Annotated in this window: 18 protein-coding genes and 1 pseudogene; 16 read left to right on the forward strand and 3 right to left on the reverse strand. The window is 33.1% G+C overall.

The window, feature by feature from the left end; translation table 11 throughout:
* The first annotated feature begins 537 nt into the window (after window positions 1-537).
* The 8 genes from ACM26V_RS04480 to ACM26V_RS04515 all read left to right on the forward strand — a co-directional run bounded on the left by ACM26V_RS04480 (window position 538) and on the right by ACM26V_RS04515 (window position 9,042).
* The gene (locus tag ACM26V_RS04480) at window positions 538-2,904 is read left to right on the forward strand and encodes a P-loop ATPase, Sll1717 family (protein WP_416150249.1); all 2,367 of its coding nucleotides are present in this window, start codon (window positions 538-540) and stop codon (window positions 2,902-2,904) included.
* Between the two features lie 359 nt (window positions 2,905-3,263).
* A complete protein-coding gene (locus ACM26V_RS04485; protein WP_416150250.1) occupies window positions 3,264-4,295 on the forward strand; it encodes a restriction endonuclease in 1,032 nt (343 codons plus the stop codon).
* 152 nt (window positions 4,296-4,447) lie between these two features.
* Window positions 4,448-4,783: a hypothetical protein gene (locus ACM26V_RS04490; RefSeq protein WP_416150251.1), complete on the forward strand. Its 336-nt coding sequence runs from the start codon at window positions 4,448-4,450 to the stop codon at window positions 4,781-4,783.
* A gap of 299 nt (window positions 4,784-5,082) precedes the next feature.
* A complete protein-coding gene (locus ACM26V_RS04495; RefSeq protein WP_416150252.1) occupies window positions 5,083-5,742 on the forward strand; it encodes a hypothetical protein in 660 nt (219 codons plus the stop codon).
* 467 nt (window positions 5,743-6,209) lie between these two features.
* Complete coding sequence (locus ACM26V_RS04500; protein ID WP_416150253.1) at window positions 6,210-6,680, forward strand: peptide-methionine (S)-S-oxide reductase; 471 nt, start codon at window positions 6,210-6,212, stop codon at window positions 6,678-6,680.
* A gap of 210 nt (window positions 6,681-6,890) precedes the next feature.
* The gene (locus tag ACM26V_RS04505; RefSeq protein ID WP_416150254.1) at window positions 6,891-7,616 is read left to right on the forward strand and encodes a helicase-related protein; all 726 of its coding nucleotides are present in this window, start codon (window positions 6,891-6,893) and stop codon (window positions 7,614-7,616) included.
* Window positions 7,617-7,979: 363 nt separating this feature from the next.
* Entirely contained in the window at window positions 7,980-8,822 is an 843-nt protein-coding gene (locus ACM26V_RS04510) for a hypothetical protein (RefSeq protein WP_416150255.1), read from the forward strand.
* 55 nt (window positions 8,823-8,877) lie between these two features.
* Window positions 8,878-9,042 (forward strand): hypothetical protein, encoded by a 165-nt coding sequence (locus ACM26V_RS04515; RefSeq protein WP_416150256.1) that lies wholly within the window; start codon window positions 8,878-8,880, stop codon window positions 9,040-9,042.
* Window positions 9,043-9,047: 5 nt separating this feature from the next.
* Here ACM26V_RS04515 and ACM26V_RS04520 read toward each other — a convergent pair whose 3' ends face one another.
* Window positions 9,048-9,221 (reverse strand): hypothetical protein, encoded by a 174-nt coding sequence (locus tag ACM26V_RS04520; RefSeq protein ID WP_416150257.1) that lies wholly within the window; start codon window positions 9,219-9,221, stop codon window positions 9,048-9,050.
* Window positions 9,222-9,597: 376 nt separating this feature from the next.
* Window positions 9,598-10,128 carry a hypothetical protein gene (locus ACM26V_RS04525; RefSeq protein WP_416150258.1) on the reverse strand — a complete coding sequence of 177 codons (531 nt, stop codon included), beginning with the start codon at window positions 10,126-10,128 and terminating at the stop codon, window positions 9,598-9,600.
* Between the two features lie 471 nt (window positions 10,129-10,599).
* Here ACM26V_RS04525 and ACM26V_RS04530 point away from each other — a divergent pair.
* Both ACM26V_RS04530 and ACM26V_RS04535 read left to right on the forward strand, forming a co-directional pair.
* A pseudogene (locus ACM26V_RS04530) lies at window positions 10,600-10,727 on the forward strand (NUDIX domain-containing protein); the annotation flags it as partial.
* Between the two features lie 21 nt (window positions 10,728-10,748).
* Window positions 10,749-10,979 (forward strand): hypothetical protein, encoded by a 231-nt coding sequence (locus ACM26V_RS04535; protein ID WP_416150259.1) that lies wholly within the window; start codon window positions 10,749-10,751, stop codon window positions 10,977-10,979.
* Window positions 10,980-11,522: 543 nt separating this feature from the next.
* On the opposite strand, the gene ACM26V_RS04540 is transcribed toward ACM26V_RS04535, so the two are convergent.
* Entirely contained in the window at window positions 11,523-11,660 is a 138-nt protein-coding gene (locus ACM26V_RS04540) for a hypothetical protein (RefSeq protein ID WP_416150260.1), read from the reverse strand.
* Between the two features lie 300 nt (window positions 11,661-11,960).
* Here ACM26V_RS04540 and ACM26V_RS04545 point away from each other — a divergent pair, with 300 nt between their 5' ends.
* The 6 genes from ACM26V_RS04545 (at window position 11,961) to ACM26V_RS04570 (ending at window position 16,414) form a co-directional block, all read left to right on the forward strand.
* Window positions 11,961-12,617 (forward strand): helix-turn-helix domain-containing protein, encoded by a 657-nt coding sequence (locus tag ACM26V_RS04545; RefSeq protein ID WP_416150261.1) that lies wholly within the window; start codon window positions 11,961-11,963, stop codon window positions 12,615-12,617.
* A gap of 436 nt (window positions 12,618-13,053) precedes the next feature.
* On the forward strand, window positions 13,054-13,518 hold the full coding sequence (locus tag ACM26V_RS04550; protein WP_416150262.1) for a GNAT family N-acetyltransferase: 465 nt from the start codon (window positions 13,054-13,056) through the stop codon (window positions 13,516-13,518).
* Between the two features lie 108 nt (window positions 13,519-13,626).
* A complete protein-coding gene (locus ACM26V_RS04555) occupies window positions 13,627-13,992 on the forward strand; it encodes a DinB family protein (RefSeq protein ID WP_416150263.1) in 366 nt (121 codons plus the stop codon).
* The gene (locus ACM26V_RS04560) at window positions 13,989-14,147 is read left to right on the forward strand and encodes a hypothetical protein (protein ID WP_416150264.1); all 159 of its coding nucleotides are present in this window, start codon (window positions 13,989-13,991) and stop codon (window positions 14,145-14,147) included. The genes ACM26V_RS04555 and ACM26V_RS04560 overlap by 4 nt, the downstream gene beginning before the upstream one ends.
* A gap of 170 nt (window positions 14,148-14,317) precedes the next feature.
* The gene (locus ACM26V_RS04565; RefSeq protein ID WP_416150265.1) at window positions 14,318-15,190 is read left to right on the forward strand and encodes a hypothetical protein; all 873 of its coding nucleotides are present in this window, start codon (window positions 14,318-14,320) and stop codon (window positions 15,188-15,190) included.
* A gap of 504 nt (window positions 15,191-15,694) precedes the next feature.
* Window positions 15,695-16,414, forward strand: coding sequence for a VCBS repeat-containing protein (locus ACM26V_RS04570; protein ID WP_416150266.1), 720 nt, complete (start codon window positions 15,695-15,697; stop codon window positions 16,412-16,414).
* Window positions 16,415-16,874 lie beyond the last annotated feature (460 nt).

Below are 16,874 nucleotides of genomic sequence, written 5' to 3' on the forward strand. Positions count from 1 at the left end.
TAAAGGGATTTTTAGGAGTTTTATAGAAGTTAATTATAGATATGTCGAGTATTGTAATGTGGAAAACTAATTTAATATCTTTAGGTTCACTTTTTTAGGACTAAATTGATCTTTTGTATAAGAAAAGGAGAATTTATTCTAAAATCAGAGAAGATCAAGAAAGGAAAGAGAAATTAAAGAGACTATGTTATTAAAGAAAGGAGAGGTTTATTTATGTGAAGTTCAGCATAATATAGTTATTTATTAGGATAATTTTTATCACTGGTTTAAATCCCAATATTTATTAAGAGTTTTTTACAAGTTTAAAAATAAACAGAAAATCCAGAAAAATTTAAAATTCTGATAAAAGTCTTAGAGGTAGTTAAGTCAAATACCTTTTTAATTTTAAAAAAGAGTATATTTCGTTTATTGGTTACTTTGTAACCTTTCCAAAGCAAACATGTTATCTACTAGTAAAACTGGTTAAGAATCGTATTATGCCTTCTAGTCGGGGTTTCTTATTGATTTACATTTAAATAATAGAGAGGTGTGGTGAGTTTGAGTATAAAAGGTTTTTATGCATACCCATCAGAACCAAAAGATTTAAATGAAACAATTGAAAATTGTATAGAGAAAATTAATAGTGCAGGTTTTCAATTGAAAAGTTGGAAATCACTAAGGGTTCAAGGGAATGTTATTATAGAGGAAATTATTAATGAAATAGATGAAAGTGATTTATTCTTTTGTGATTTAACCTATTTAAATTTTAATGTACTTTTTGAATTAGGTTACGCTATTGGAAGAAATAAAAAAATATTTGTATCTATCAATGATAATATTAAAAATGCAGTGAGGGAATACCAAAAGTTAAATTTGTTAACCAATGTAGGGTTTTCAACTTATTCAAATAGTAGTGATATTTTCGAAGCATTTCTAAAAGAAAAACCGTGGGAAGATAAGGATAAAACTCTGATTAAAAGCATAATGACCAATGTCACCCCTAAATCTGACAAGTTATTTTATGTAAAAAGTCCAATCGATACAGAAGCGTCAGCAAAGCTATCAATAGAGATAAAGCACAGTGAGTTAGCAAGTATTGTAGATGACCCTAAAGAGGGAACTCCTCAAAACTTAAAATGGTATATAGAAAGTGTACTAGGATCTGTGGGGACAGTTATACAATTATTAAGTAACAGCCACCAAGACAATGAAATTATGAACGCCAAGAATTCATTTCTAGGAGGTTTAGCTAAAGGATTAGGAGTTAACGTAATAATGCTGGCACATAATCCATTTTTTAAACCACCAATAGATTATATTGATATCTTAAAAGTACATTCAACTGCACAAGAATGTACTGATTTTATAAAAGAATGGTTGTTAAATGTAGAAGATAGATATTTAGAAAGAAAAAGTGATTATGGTGAGCACCTGCAAAAAGAGAAAGCTATGAATAAACTTAAAAATCTTTTTATCGGACAAGCAGTTGCAGAAAATGAAAGTAGTGAATTAGTTGATTACTTTGTTGAAACTAGAGAATATAGAGAAGCACTTAATTCACAGCAAACTTTATTTGTTGGTAGAAAAGGAACCGGAAAAACAGCTAACCTTTATAAAATTGCTAATGTTTTATCAGAAGATAAACGTAACTTTGTATGTATAATACAACCAGTAGGTCACGAGATAGAAGGTGTTATTAATATGCTAAGACAAAGTATCCCTAAGTCTGAGAAAGGATATTTAGTAGAAAGCATTTGGAAATACCTTATTTATACTGAATTAGCTAAATCCTTTTATGAATATATTGATAATCAACCTAAACATATTGGCTTTTCTCCTGAAGAAGTTGAATTAATTGATTTTGTTAAAACCCATGAAAAAATGATAAATGCAGACTTCACACTCAGACTTGAGAATGCAGTAAATTCATTGTGTGCTCTTGATAAACATGAGTCGATAGATGCACAACGAGTTAAAGTTAGTGAAATTTTGCATGAAAAAATGATTTCTCAATTAAGAAAGAAATTAGGGGAAGTTCTAAAGGACAAAAATAAGGTCTCAATTTTAATTGATAATCTAGATGCAGCATGGAAAAACGATAAAAGTATTGGCGATCTTAGTGAATTCTTATTCGGTTTAATAAACATAACTAGAAAAATCACGGATGAATTTAAAAAATCTGATTTCAGATATAGTTCAGTAAATTTATCATTAATTGCTTTTTTGAGAAGTGATATTTTCAGACAACTTCTTCCCTTTGTAGGAGAAAGAGATAAAATACCTCATTCTAAATTGGTCTGGAAAGATAGAGATCTTTTGTTTAGAATAATAGAGGACAGAATAGAGTTTAGTTTAGACACAATTACAAGTCCCGATGAACTGTGGAATGATTATTTTTGTGATTCAGTCAATGAGAAATCTTTGAAAGACTACGTAATGGGTCTTATAATACCAAGACCAAGAGATATAATATACTTATTTAACGCTGCAATTGAAGAAGCTGTGAACCGAGGACATACAAAAGTAGAAGAAAAAGACTTTATTAGCGCAGAAGAAAAATATTCTCACTATGCTTTTAACTCAGTATTAGCAGAACAGGGTAATAGTATTGAGAGTTTAGAGAGCCTATTATATGAATTTGTTGGAGAACCTTGTATTATAAACAAAATTGAGCTGGAAGAAATATTAAAACGAGCAAATGTTTATAATACGGAGGAGACTATAGACCTCATCTGTGAATTAACATTTATTGGACTGGAGACTAGATTAAATCACTTTGAGTACATCAATGAGGATAGGCCCAAACAGGTTTATTATAGACTAGCTGAAAAAATTAGTTTAAAAAGAAAAGAACCTCAAAGGTATTACATTAATGATGCCTTTCATGCGTACTTAGGTATTGCTAAAATACATCTGGAAGCATAGGCTTTAATCTTATTGGAATATTTATAACTTCAGGTTCCTAGTGCAACCTGAAGTTTCATAGGTCTTGTCCAAGATTAAATAATTCTTTGTAACTGATTTAATTGAAAGACTGAGAAATTCAGTTGTATAAATAAAAACTAAAAAGGTTAAAATTATGTTCAAAATCCCCATGGAGATGAACGTCCTCATCTCCATGGGGATTTTTTAGGTTAGAATATAAAATCCGCGATTTTACTAGTAATTTTAAAGAAGAGTTATCTTTTTCGACATATTCCGACGGTATATTTATAGGAACAATGGTATAGTTCGCATATACATACATGATTAAAAGGGGATGCTGTGGCCAAAGAACTAAAATTATGTTGTTCTATACAGATGAAATATCAAAGTTAGGAAGTGATGCAGTGGCCAGGAGAAAAAGTGTTGCTAAAAGAGAAGGGGAATTTATAGAAACGGTTGTTCAGTTGTCTAGTTTTGGGATATTCATTATTACTTATTTAATTACAAGTTCTTTTCAGTCTTCATTAACTTTAGGGTTGGCCGGATTATTTCTTTCTATCGCATTTTTAATTTATCGTAAAGTTGTCTACATAAATAAATTAAAGAGTTCTAAAATTTCAGATGTAGATAAAATGTCAGGTATACAATTTGAAAAATACTTAAAATTGATTTTTGAACAGAAAGGGTATAAAGCTCAAAATACTAAAACGACGGGAGATTTTGGTGCGGATTTAATATTGAAGAAAGGTGATAAAAAGATCATTATACAAGCCAAGCGATATAACAGTAGGGTGGGCATAAAAGCGGTTCAAGAAGCTGTTTCTGCCGTGCAATACTACAAGGCGACTGAAGCTTGGGTAGTGACTAACAACGAATTTACTGGTGCAGCCATTGAGTTAGCGCGGGCAAATAAAGTGAGGTTGATTGAGAGAGATGAACTAATGCAAATGGCCATTGAACTAAAAAATGATGCGCCAATATTACCCAATAATAAAACAGTCGACATAGATATCGATAAATATAAACTAGCTGCACCGAAACGTAAACCAGCAGTAAAATCAAAAGTGGAACCAATCCCTAAACCAAAGACGAAAACAGTACCTAAGCCAGAAGTAAAACTAGAGCCTAAGATAAGTTTAAATACTGTTCCAGAGACAAAGAAAGAAACTAGTAAAGATGCGCTTTACACAGAGCTTAAAGAATATCGGTTAAAGCAAGCAATGGAAGAAGAAATGAAACCTTATTTGATCTTCTATAATTCAGCATTAGATGAAATCATTGATAAAATGCCGACAAATGTAGATGACCTCCTGAATGTAAAAGGCTTTGGGAAAGTAAAAGGGGAGAAATACGGCCCGGCGATTATTGAGATTGTTAGTAGGTATCGTTGAGTAAAGATCAATTAAAGATAAAAGGAGAAAAGATCATACTTTGTCAAGAGTGGTATGACAGAAATAGAAGCAAGTCTGACCGCTGCCTTGAAGAAATGTTGAAGAAAGAAAAAATATAACAAAAATAAATGATTAGACGGAGGATGATGATTATGTCAATGCAATGGAAACAAGATCAGAAATACTTATTAAATAGCATTGAAGCCTATCGTAATAAGGTAGCTGGTAAGGACTTGAAGGAAGCTAAACGAATAACAGCAGAATTTTCAGAAACACTCCATAAACAAACCCCTGAATTACAACATAGAACAATTAATTCAATTAATGAACGTCTTCCATACCTAGATAACCTTTTAGCTGGTGCACATACAATAGAGAGTTACGCTCAAAAAGATCAGCATTTGTTTGCTACTGAACCCAGAAAAGACAATAACAAGGAAGCAAATGAATGCAATGATAGACATTCTTATAACGGTACTGTGAGGTGAATTCTTGTGATAAGGCAAAGAGAGGCTTTTTTTGAAGCATAGATTTTAGGGAATAATGTAATTGGGCAACCGAAGCGAACCGTCGCATTGGTTGCTCTTTGGTTGACATGATCTTATTAGAAAGTTATATAAACTCGTAAACTATATAGTGAAAGTCATGAAATTACATAGAAGAGATCGTTACATGTTGGATGATTTCCTCATGAATATTTCTGATTACATATTAGCAAATAATAGAACAGTCGCATAAATATCGAGAAATAACTATGTAAGAAGACGAATCTTGGAGGGTAAAGCTTTTGGTATCACTTACAAGAAATGCAGACCAATTATTTTCTGAACTTGAATTGCATAAACCACGACCAATCACGGATATTTTAGAGACGAAAAGTAATAAAGATGGGACGCCACATAAGAAATATCCATCTGGATGGAAATTAAAAGCCTCATTAGATCCATCGTTACCAAAAGGAATTAATCAAGGTGGTATTTATGTGTTTTGGTGGTTAAAAGATCCTAAGGAGAATGGTCTTGATCCTTTATATGGTTCTACGTGCTCTCGAGTATATACTCTCCAAGGGAAGAAAATAACGGGAAAAACAAGTAGTGAAGCATTCCACCAAATAGATATCAATATCACTGACAGTTGGCTTGAAAGCTATAACGGACATATTCCATTATATGTTGGGAAAAGCGCAGACAGTATTTTTAAAAGAATGGATTTACATTTAAAAATAAACCGTGATAAATATCGCGGGAAGTCGACATCTGACCAACTTAGGAGAGGAATTGAACGTTTGTTTTGTGAGCATTCAAATACAGCGGATCTAATTGTAAAGCATTTAGGATATAGCTTTATAAGTTTACATGGACAAGAGGATGTCGTGAACAGGTTCTATCTTGAAGATTACGCTATAGGGAAACTTTTGCCGTTATTTAACATTGATATAGAGAGGTAGAATTTATAACCGGAAAATAATAAGAATTTTATAATAAGAACCGTAATCATCTTATAAAATCCAATTTTAATACATTGTGATTATTTACTAAAGAAATTTTTGTTGAAGTGTAATACCGTATCACAAATTCTTTTAGTCATAGCTTGTTTAGAAATGATCGCTGGTTTGATTATAGGTATAGTAATGGGGCAACCAGATAGATATATTGATAGTTTTAATTTGTCAATTGCTATGATTTGGTGGTTATGACATTATGAATACTGCATTTTAATTAAGTCACTTGGACGCAGTTGGTAACCACAGTGACGGTTCTTGTGGTAAAGCAAAGAGAGACTCTTTTTTTTGAAAAGATGGGTGTTTATCGTAGCTAATCTAAACATAGGTTATAGGGAATGATGTTACTTGCTCAACCGAAGGAACCGTCCCCATGGTTGATGATGGTGTTTTTAACAAAGAGGAGTGTCAATATGGAGGTAGTTTATTTTGCAGGTGGATGTTTATGGGGAGTACAAGCTTTTATAAAAACTTTACCTGGAGTTAAGTGTACAGAAGCTGGTAGAGCTAATGGAACAAGGGTTACGCTTGAGGGTGATTATGATGGATACGCTGAATGCGTAAAAACAGGATTTGATCCGACGGTTGTAACGGTCAGGGAATTAATGGGGTATTTATTTGAAATCATTGATCCATATAGTTTGAATAAACAAGGACAGGATGTTGGTGAGAAATACAGAACAGGAGTATATAGTGAAAAGCCTGAACACTTAAAAGAGGCTAGGTTGTTTCTAAGTGAAAGAAATGATTATGACTTTGTAGTTGTAGAAGTCTTACCTCTTTCAAACTATATAAGAAGTGCAGAAGAACATCAAGATAGGTTAGCAAGATGTCCAAATGATTATTGTCATATTCCAGAAGAAATATTAAGTAAATATAAGTAAGGGAAAATATTAAAAGATGGTTTATGAACTCTATAGTTTTCAGAAATACTTTACCATCTAATTAATCCTTGAAGGACTAGCACTGTGGTTCCTGATGATCCACATGGTATAACTTTACTGCACTTGGGGTCAGGAACTTTTTATTCTAAAATGTGGCTCGGAACCCGCTATAGTCAAGAAGAACTTCTTGAAATGCAGGTTAGAGATGACATGGCACTAAACATTTACCAAGCATGGAAGGACCATAAACAATCACGAACGTTGGCGTTCTGTTCCTCTATTAAACATGCGGCTTTTCTAACTCGATTTTTCAAAAAAGAGGGTGTGAAAGCAGTTGAACTTCATTCGGCAGCAGACGGAATGGATCGGAAGGAAGCGGTTAGGCAGATTTCAGAGGCGAAGATTGACATTATCTTCTCGGTCGATTTGTTTAACGAAGGCACGGATATTCCTGCTTTAGATACATTACTGTTCGTTCGACCGACGGAATCGCTAACGATCTTCACCCAGCAAATAGGGCGGGGATTAAGGTTGCATGATGGGAAAGAGCATTGTGTTGTGATTGATTTGATCGGAAACTATCGAAATGCCGATTTAAAGCTGAGTTTGCTTGATACCCGTCCGGAGGAAAAGCGAGAAAAGGGTAACAAGGTTATTCCTGAAGTACCGGCTTCTTGTTTCATCGATATCGAGATTCGAGCGATTAACTTATTAGAAGAAATCAAGAAAAAGCAGCAACCTCGGAAACAGCAAATCTTGAGCGACTATTTGCGAATCAAAGAAGAATTCGGCTATCGTCCGTCTTATTTAGAGTTCCATCGTCACGGCTATGAGAATTCGATGGCAGTTCGGCAAGAGTTTAATTCTTATGTTGGATTTCGTTATTGGGCTGAGAAGTTGTCGGAAGAAGGAGAAACGAGCCTTCAAGGAAGGTGATGCTATATTACAAAAATACGGAATACCTATTTTGAGATTTTCTACGAATGAGAGTAGAAAAAGTAAAATGAGTATTGTAGATGTTGGGACTTCCGTATATAATTAGAGTTATAGGAATGTACGTTCGATTATAAGAGAGGTTGCCAATGGCTATTGACCATGATCGTTTATTTAAAGAATTATTATCTACTTATTTTGAGGTTCTGGAACAAGTTAACGTATAGATGAGAAACTTTGGACAAGTTTATTATGACGAGTTACAAGTGCAACAAAAGGAACTTATGTAGATAAAAGATGGATTAGTGGTGCTACATATTAGTCTAGTTTTCTAAACTTTACTTTAGAAAAAAGAGGAGAAAAGCGATGGTTAAATCAAGGTTCTTTCAAGTGATTTCTCGATTGTTAGATTGGGCTGATAAAAGAAAGAAAGAACTTCATTTTCTTTCAATGATATTTTTTATAGTTTTTGCAGCTCTGATGGGTGGGGAAGTATACTATAAATATAGCAAAAATCCTATGTTTGAAAGTCCAAGTAACATAGTTGAGCATTTAGCTATTCCCTTATTTATTAGCTTATTTACAATAGCGTTAGTGTTATTTTTTGGGGTGTTTTTCACATCCTTTGTAATGATGGCACCTTTTAAAAAGTTAAAGCTTTTTAAAATGGAATTAGAATTTGATGATAAATATGAAAAAGAATTAATGATAGCAAATCAATTTACATTTATCTCAACAATGTTGCAAAATAATCCTTATACTATAGAGGAATTGATAAGTGATAGCTCAACTGAGTTAAACGATGTAGTTGAAAAGTTATCGTTAAATTATAAAAGGTTTGTTAATGAATATAACAGTGGAGTCTGTCTTGAAATTGATGTGTGTAAGGAAGAAGATGTGGTTGCAAAACAAGAACAAAAATTATTAGAGGAAATTAAAAGGTCATCTTATATCAGTAATGCATACGTTAATCGTATTTTGAGCGGGAATAATTTAATGGTAGGATTAGTTGAAGTTTCTAAAGACTTAGATAATGTTGTCATTATTACAAGAAGTAATTATGACTATCCCTTTGATCATTATGATAACGAATCATTAGCTAGTGTCATAGAATACTCTATAATTCTCTATGAGATGATAAATATGATAACTTTTTTGCCGGAAGACACAGATGAAAGTAAGGAAGATAGTGGAAGTGAGAAGGGTTGATGATATGAAAATACCATATTATATGATAAAATATTAAATAAAGGAGGCGGTTTTAATGAGTGCACCTTCAAGAGACAAGGAAAAAAAAGTTTACACAAAGGATCAAAGGGCCATTTTAAATAAGTACGGAAAAATACAAAAGGGTAACAATGATAAAAAAAGTACATCAACAGATTTTTTTAGAAATTTAGATAAAAGAATAAAAGAAGCAAACCGCTAGTAACCTTACTTGCGGTTTTTTTTATAATTTGAATGGGATCTATCAATCGGATTATTAAAAGGAATGACAAAAATTTCTCCAGTTTGAATATTTATACCTTGTAATGGTCTAGAAGGTTTAGTTGATTTATTTGAAGAATATTTCTTTATTAAATGCTTTAATACTTCATTATTACTCACTTAGTTCACTCCTTTTATAATATATTATGAACAATGTTCAAAACATATTCATTTACAGGAAGAACTTCTTGATAAACAGGTAAGAGAAGACATGGCACTAAACATTTACTAGGCATGGAAGGACCATAAACAATCACGAACGTTGGCATTTTGTTCCTTTATTATACAAGCGGTTTTTCTAACTCGATTTTTAAAGAAAAGGGTGGTAAAGTGGTTGAACTACATTAAGCAGCAGACGGGATCAATCGGAAAGAAGCGATCAAGCAGATTATACCGAATGACCCCCAGTGCGGAAAAAGAGGGCGAACCATCATAAATAAATTCGCAAATAAAAGCACATGATTTAACTTGTATCAAATCATGTGCTTTTCTATAATTAAGCCTGCTTTTTTAAGTCATAAATATCACGATCATGTTTCCCTATCTTCAGATCGAAAAACTCCAGGTTCTCTTTTGTTGGCATGTTATCAAGTCGGGCCAATATTGTATAATTCTGCTCTGTCAGTTTACCGGTCTGCTCATTCGTTGCATCCAACTTCTTTTCCATTCTCGCAGTCGTTTCTTTGAGACTGGAGATGTCACCTTTCATAAGATCTTGAGACTCTTTGAGACTAGAGATGTCATCTTTCATTCCTGTCATTTCGACTTTCATTCCAGATATGTCGCTTTTCATGGCTGAGATGTCATCTTTCATAAGAGCCTGAGATTCTTTGAGACTGGAGATGTCATCTTTCATGAGAGCTTGAGACTCTTTGAGACTAGAGATGTCATCTTTCATAAGAGCCTGAGATTCTTTGAGACTGGAGATGTCATCTTTCATAAGAGCCTGAGATTCTTTGAGACTAGAAATATCCCCTTGCATATCTTCTAACGTATTAATTATTTGATAAAGCAATTTTTCGCTCATCCGTTTCCCCCTCGAAAGAGTTCTTTTATCCGTAGCTTTTTTATCTTATAACTATCTTACCTTAAATATTTTTTGTTAAAAAGTGAAACTTGAACTATATTTCGGCACAGTTCACCACCTTAATGATTGAATTTGGCATTTGAGAGTATTTCCTGGGATGACTTGTACCAATTGAAGTATAATAAGCGCGTATAGTACTACTCATGGGGAGGGCTATTGAAAGCCAGCAGTACTTAATCAGAGTAAGTAAAAGGAAGGCAGTCTTACAGAATACCTGTATCTATTATATAATAAGAACGTGCGTTTGTATACTAGGCACTTCCGGAGCTTTAGGAATATGATTGTTCCGTTCACTATTTTAAGTATCATTTTATATCAGTCTCGCAGGAAATAAGTGAATTTCTGTCGAAGTTTTTTAAAGAATAGTATAAAATTCTAGGTTGGATTAATCTGTTGAATGTAGTAGGTGCAATGATTAATGAAGTGGGAAAACTCTTTGCGCAAAACAAGGAGCGGAAGATAAAATATTGCCGTTGATGTGGGAGTTTCCAGGTGGAAAGGTAGAGTCTGGGGAGAGCGCCAAAAAAGTATTGAAAAGATGATCTTTGGGGGATTAGAAAATGACTCTTAAGTGGAAGAAAGAAGATATAATATTTGATAGCATACGTGAAGCAGATGTATGGGCCGATTCTATAGGAAATGAAATTTATGCACGACTTTATGATGGTTATGATACCCCGGATTATAAAATAGCTTATTCATTAGCCTTTAGACTTTCTGAGGTAGAAAATTTCCGAGTTATCACAAAATCATCATATAATAGATATAAAGTATGGGTTTTAGAAATGTAATCTTTATAGTCGTAGTTCGCTCGTTCCTCTTCAATAAGTGAGAGGACGAGCTTGTAGAGTGATCTTTTAAATATAGAGGGAGAGATTTGAATGTCTTTTAACATGAACCTTTGGAAGGTTCGGATGTGATTATCACATGGACATTGCGAACAGAACTAATAATATATACATACTTAATAGCAATATACTAATAGCCGCAACAGTAAAAATAAAAATGTGAAAAAGTGGGCTATACCCCTTTTTCAAACTAAACAAATAAGTAAAGATCCCATATACGCCTACAAAAACTAAAAAGATCTCTTCATTAATATTGTGGTATTGATAGAAAACATATAGCAAGATAAAGATGATATAAAAGATAACTGCGGAAACAGGTAATAAATAAGCAGATCTATTTTGAGTTTTTTTATTTTGATCTTTTACATTCTTGATATAAACAGAATATTGAAATGACCCCACTACAAGTAATACGATAATAACTACAATGAAAAATGATAATGAATACACATTTTGTTCCCCCTCTTCGAAAGGCTACCATCCCTTTTAATAGTCAAATGTCCAATCATACGATGATTCCATTTTAGCAAAATCTTCTCCTTCTTTACAGTTTAATATATATAGTGCAAAAACTGCATCTAATGTATGTGAAACAGAGATCGTTTGAACGAACATTAAATGCATCACAAGCTTCCTACATATCGTCTAGTAAGCTTATGCCACGATTTATTTATACTTAATAATTTCCATATCGTTCAAATAGTCAAAGATATAAAAGCATCGTTTTTTGGTTCGGAAATGTTATAGTTATTATACAAATTTGATTGACTTTCAATAAGATCAGTCCTTCACAAATGGGCCATTTTATTGAATAAATGTGTTAAATCAATCTTTTGCAACCAATAGTTGCTGTGTGGTTGGTGGTGTGCAACTTATAGAACCAATACGATTACAGTAACGATATTGAAAAAGGAGCGTTGCATTATGTCATTAGGTTCTAATATTAAAAATAAAAGAAAAATTTTAAAGTTATCACAAGAATATGTAGCTGAACATCTTGGTGTTAGTCGGCAGGCAGTATCAAAATGGGAAACAAATCAATCAGAACCGTCAACAAATAATCTATTAAAATTGGCTGAGTTATTTGATAGTGATATGAAAGAATTAGTTTCTCCTGAGCAGTATGTAGAAGAACAACAAGACGTAGAAACTCAGATGGATGGAAGTAAAAAAGATATAAAAATGCAAATGGCATCTGTCTTTGGTCGAATTATTATGCTAGTCAGTTTTTTAGGTTACATGGGTGCTCCTTCCAATCAATCAGATATGGGTTCAATGCCTCTTTGGTTTTCACAAATGTGGTATGGTGTCCTATTTTTAATCGGAGCAGTCTTAACATTCGTAGGAGCAAGGGATTATTTTAATAGGAAATCCGGATCGAAAAAAATCATATGGCTTGATATGTTATTTGTCTTCTCTTACTTTTTATATGGGATATTGCCTTTTGAAAGAAATATAAATGCACTCGTCACAGGAGTTTTTGGTACTGTCATTTTAATTATCAAAAACATTACATTTTTCATACCGATATGGAAGAAGCCAAGGTCATCAGATAAATATAATTTCGATTATCCCTCCTAGTATATACCGAAATTTGTGGTTCTGACCCGCAGTGCGGTATAACTTTAAAGTGATGGGGACAGGACCTTTTTCCATTTCTGGGTACTGTTTTTAGAAACGGAACTACATTTAGTTGTCTGATTTATTTTCTATATCATGCAACATGCAACTAGTTTTATTGTAAGGGGCAAACATGACAATCACAGACCAAATCACTTGCGAACTCACAAGAACATTTCGCAAGTGATTTTTTACGTTAATTCAGCTTCTAGAAGAACTTATTCATCAAAATGGAAGGGATTAGCAAAATAATCACGAATATAAATATAATTATTGTTGGGTTTCGTGGGTGTGTGTGAGTTGTAAGTTTTTACTTCAAATATAAGTGCTCGATTATTATGGCGGATTTTTGAAGTGACAAAGGAAGTTGATTTAAAGGGGATTTGGAGGTTTTTGTGTGCTAAATGTAGATGATATAAATAAAGAAAATTGGATAGATGTCATATTATTATGCAGTGGTGAAGACCAAAAAAATAAAATATTTGAAGAAATGATTGGTTCAAATTGTCTATCAATTGCTCAAGCAAGTATGGAGGATAATTGGACGATAAAAGCTATATATAATGAAGATACTTTAATAGGATTTACTATGTACGGATACTCAAGTGAACTAAAAGCATATGAAATTTGTAGGTTAATGATTGATTACCATTTTCAAGGTAAAGGATTTGGTAAAGAAGCTTTAGAACTTATTGTTTTGGAGATGCAGAAAGAATATGAATGCACAGAAATTTTTATTTGTTTTGAGCCATGTAACATAAGAGCAAAGAACCTTTACGAGAATTTCGGTTTTATAAATACAGGGAAAACAATAAAAGGAAATGTCGATGAAATAATCTTTTCTTTAAAGCTAAGTTCATAATTAAAGTGAGGTGAAAACATTTTTAACTATAGGTCTATGATGAATAATGATATAAGACAAAATATATGAAAAAACTGGCGTAATTAATTAACGGATGGGGGAGTATTAATGTACACAATACAAGATCTAATTAATGACTTTGATAATTTTAAACTCTATGTGAATTCGTTAAGAACAATGGAGGAAAACCTTTTCTCTGAACCAATTGCTGAAGGGAAATGGTCTACAGCTGAGATTATCAGTCACATATCGTTTTGGGATAAGTACATACGTGAGGAAACATTGCCAAAAATGAAAATGAATGCTGTCATCGAAAGTATTGATTTTGACACACTTAACAAACAAGCAGAAAAATACGCATTATCTGGAGTATCTCAGCAACATTTACTTGAAGAACAACTGGAAGAAAGAACGCAACTTGTATCCGAGTTAAGGAAAAAAATAAGGAAGATTTTTTGGTTACATTTTCATTGAATGGAGAAGAAGTAGATCAATATTCAGGCTATCCGCATTCCATCTTTAATTATATAGCGGCATTTATTTGGCATGACAATCATCATAAGCAACAAATTGATCGTTTTTTGAAAGAAAAAAGTACGGAATCGAAAGAGCGTAATAACAACTTTTAAACAACAGTCGTCATATTCACTCTTTAAGCAATCACGGAGGTCTGGATAATAATAACAGGATAACATTGGGTTAGATGTACTTAAATTTGCATATTACTTTTTACAATTCACGGTATACATTCTCCGAAGCAAAGGAATGAAGATATAGATATTATAATAATTGGAATAAGGTGATTAAAATAGAAAAATTAGTATTACAAAAGTGTATGGATTATTCTTCAAATTTAAATTTTATAGATGGTCAAATAACCAAAGATGGCACGTTACTACTAATTGAGAGTAATTTACATGAATTAGACTTTTTTCAACGTCCTGTTACTAAAAACAACTGGACCATCCAAATGATTAAAGGAAATAGTGTAGAAACAGTTGAATTAGAGAATGTTCCTCTTATACCGACTCATGTAGATTTATTTTCAGATGGTTCTTTACTTATCTTACAAGGTCGTTGTTTGAAAGATGGTACATATATTGAACAGAATGCCAGAAGATACAACCGAAACGGGCAATTAATTGAAGCCTTCACACTTGGAGATGGTATTGAACAAGTACAAATTGATGAGACAGATACAATTTGGGTCAGTTATTTTGATGAAGGTGTATTTGGTAATTATGGATGGGAACAGCCTATGGGTAGCGACGGTTTAATTGCTTATAAGATAAATGGTCAGAAGTTGTGGGGTGCTTGTAATTATGCGATTGTTGATTGTTACGCATTGAATGTTGTAAGTTCAAAAGAAGTAAATTTCTATTACTATGATGAGTTTTTTCTTGTTCAACTTAATGAAATGAAAGAAACTATTCGTTATCGTATAAAAGGTGATGACACACTGGAACAATTTATGTTCGACGAAACTGGCTTAATTGGTCAAGTAGATTGGAATACAATCATGCGATTTAGAATAAAAAATAGGACAATCAGTCCAAAGGAGAAAATACAATTAACAGGTGAAAAAGGTAAACCTATCATTGGTCCTGTGTTTATGAGAGGGACGTTTCTATATGCATATGGTAAAGACGGATTATATAAAAAGAAATTCTGATTAAATGGATTTGATTTGTGATGCCCTCAGTGCTGTATAGCTTTACCGCACTGGGGGTACTTCTCTTTACCAAGGGGACGGTTCCTTTGGTAAGGCCCAGTTGCACCATTCTATGATCAATGATTAGATTAGCTGCGATAAACACCTAGCTTTCTGCAGATAAAGAGATTCTCTTCGCTTAGATGAAACAGGAAATTATTATGAGGTGTGTGTTAGTATCTCGATCGGAGTTCTTATCATTGAAATAATATTTTACATTTTTCAATAGATGAACTATCTTTTCAACCAGTAGAACCGTCCCAGTGGTTAGGTGGTTATAAGAAATTATTCGTACAGACTCTTTTCGAGCGAACACGTCATAGTTTGTAGGGGCGGTAAAATTTCGGTGATTCGCCACGGGAACAAACACAAGCTGCCGCATCTTGGGAGATTAATGCTTTATAATTTTTATTCATAGTGTTAGTTAGAAAATGTTGATGGTCGTCATCATGAAAGGAGTATCTTATGAATAATTTTTATTCTATGACAAATTGGATTCAACCGAATACTGTTTCACGTGCTCGTGGAGATGTAACTGGTGATAGAATACCAGATAATGTCTACTTAACCGGAATCGTTACACCAGATAGTCCATTTATTCAAAATATTACCCTTCTCGTAGAAGATGGAAGAACTGGATTGGTAAAAAGTGTTCCACTGCTTGAAAATGCTGGTTACAATCCTACTATATTCTTGGGGGATTTTACCGGAAATGGCGTAGATGATATTTTAATAAGTATCGCTACTGGTGGTAGCGGAGGCATCATGTATCATTATATTTATTCCTTCGTGTATGATACACCACAGCTACTGTTTGATTTCAATATATATAATGAGCAATATCAATATGAAGTTATTTATGAAGATAATTACAAAGTTAAGGTTATCAGCAACATGAATAATAAAACGTATATTGTAGACATTTCTACTAGAGGTTCTGATTATTTAAATGAAATATATGATGAAAACGGGAAACTGAAGAGTCCTATCACTGGCTTTGTGAATCCTCTAAGCGGCTTATATCCTGTAGATTTTGATTCTAATAACGTATTTGAGCTATTAGCTTACCAAAAAATTGCTGGAAGATATAATGCAGATTCTTTAGGGTATATTTTAAACACACTAGGCTGGCATGATAATAGGTTTGATTTGCAAAATCAGTATGTAGCTATTTTGGGATATTAAATGATAATCACAGACCAAATCACTTGCGAACTCACAACGACATTCGCTTGTGATTTTTTAAGTTAGAAAGGAAATTTATGTTAAAATAACTTTAGAGATTTAGTGAATAGGTGTATTAATTTATTGGGGAGAAGAATTGAAGTAGGATTCTCTTTAGGCAACCAAGGGGACGGTTCGAGACCAGTGATAAAGTAGTGACTTTCGAAAACCACTCTTTTTTTGGGGTACATAAGTCCCTTCATATACGAAATGTTTCTTAGAACTGAAGGAATCGTTTTCTGCTAAGTGTTATTCCCTGTTAAAAAGTTGGACTATATCAGCAGTCCCGTACGGTTCTTTTGGTTGCCCAGTTGCATCATTCACTATGATCAATGATTAGATTAGCTACGATAAACACGTAGCTTTCTGCAGATAAAGAGACTCTCTTTGCTTAGATGAAACCGAAAATTATTATGAGATG

Source organism: Salipaludibacillus sp. HK11 (assembly GCF_047795645.1).
In the GTDB taxonomy this organism is placed as follows: Bacteria; Bacillota; Bacilli; order Bacillales; family Salisediminibacteriaceae; genus Salipaludibacillus.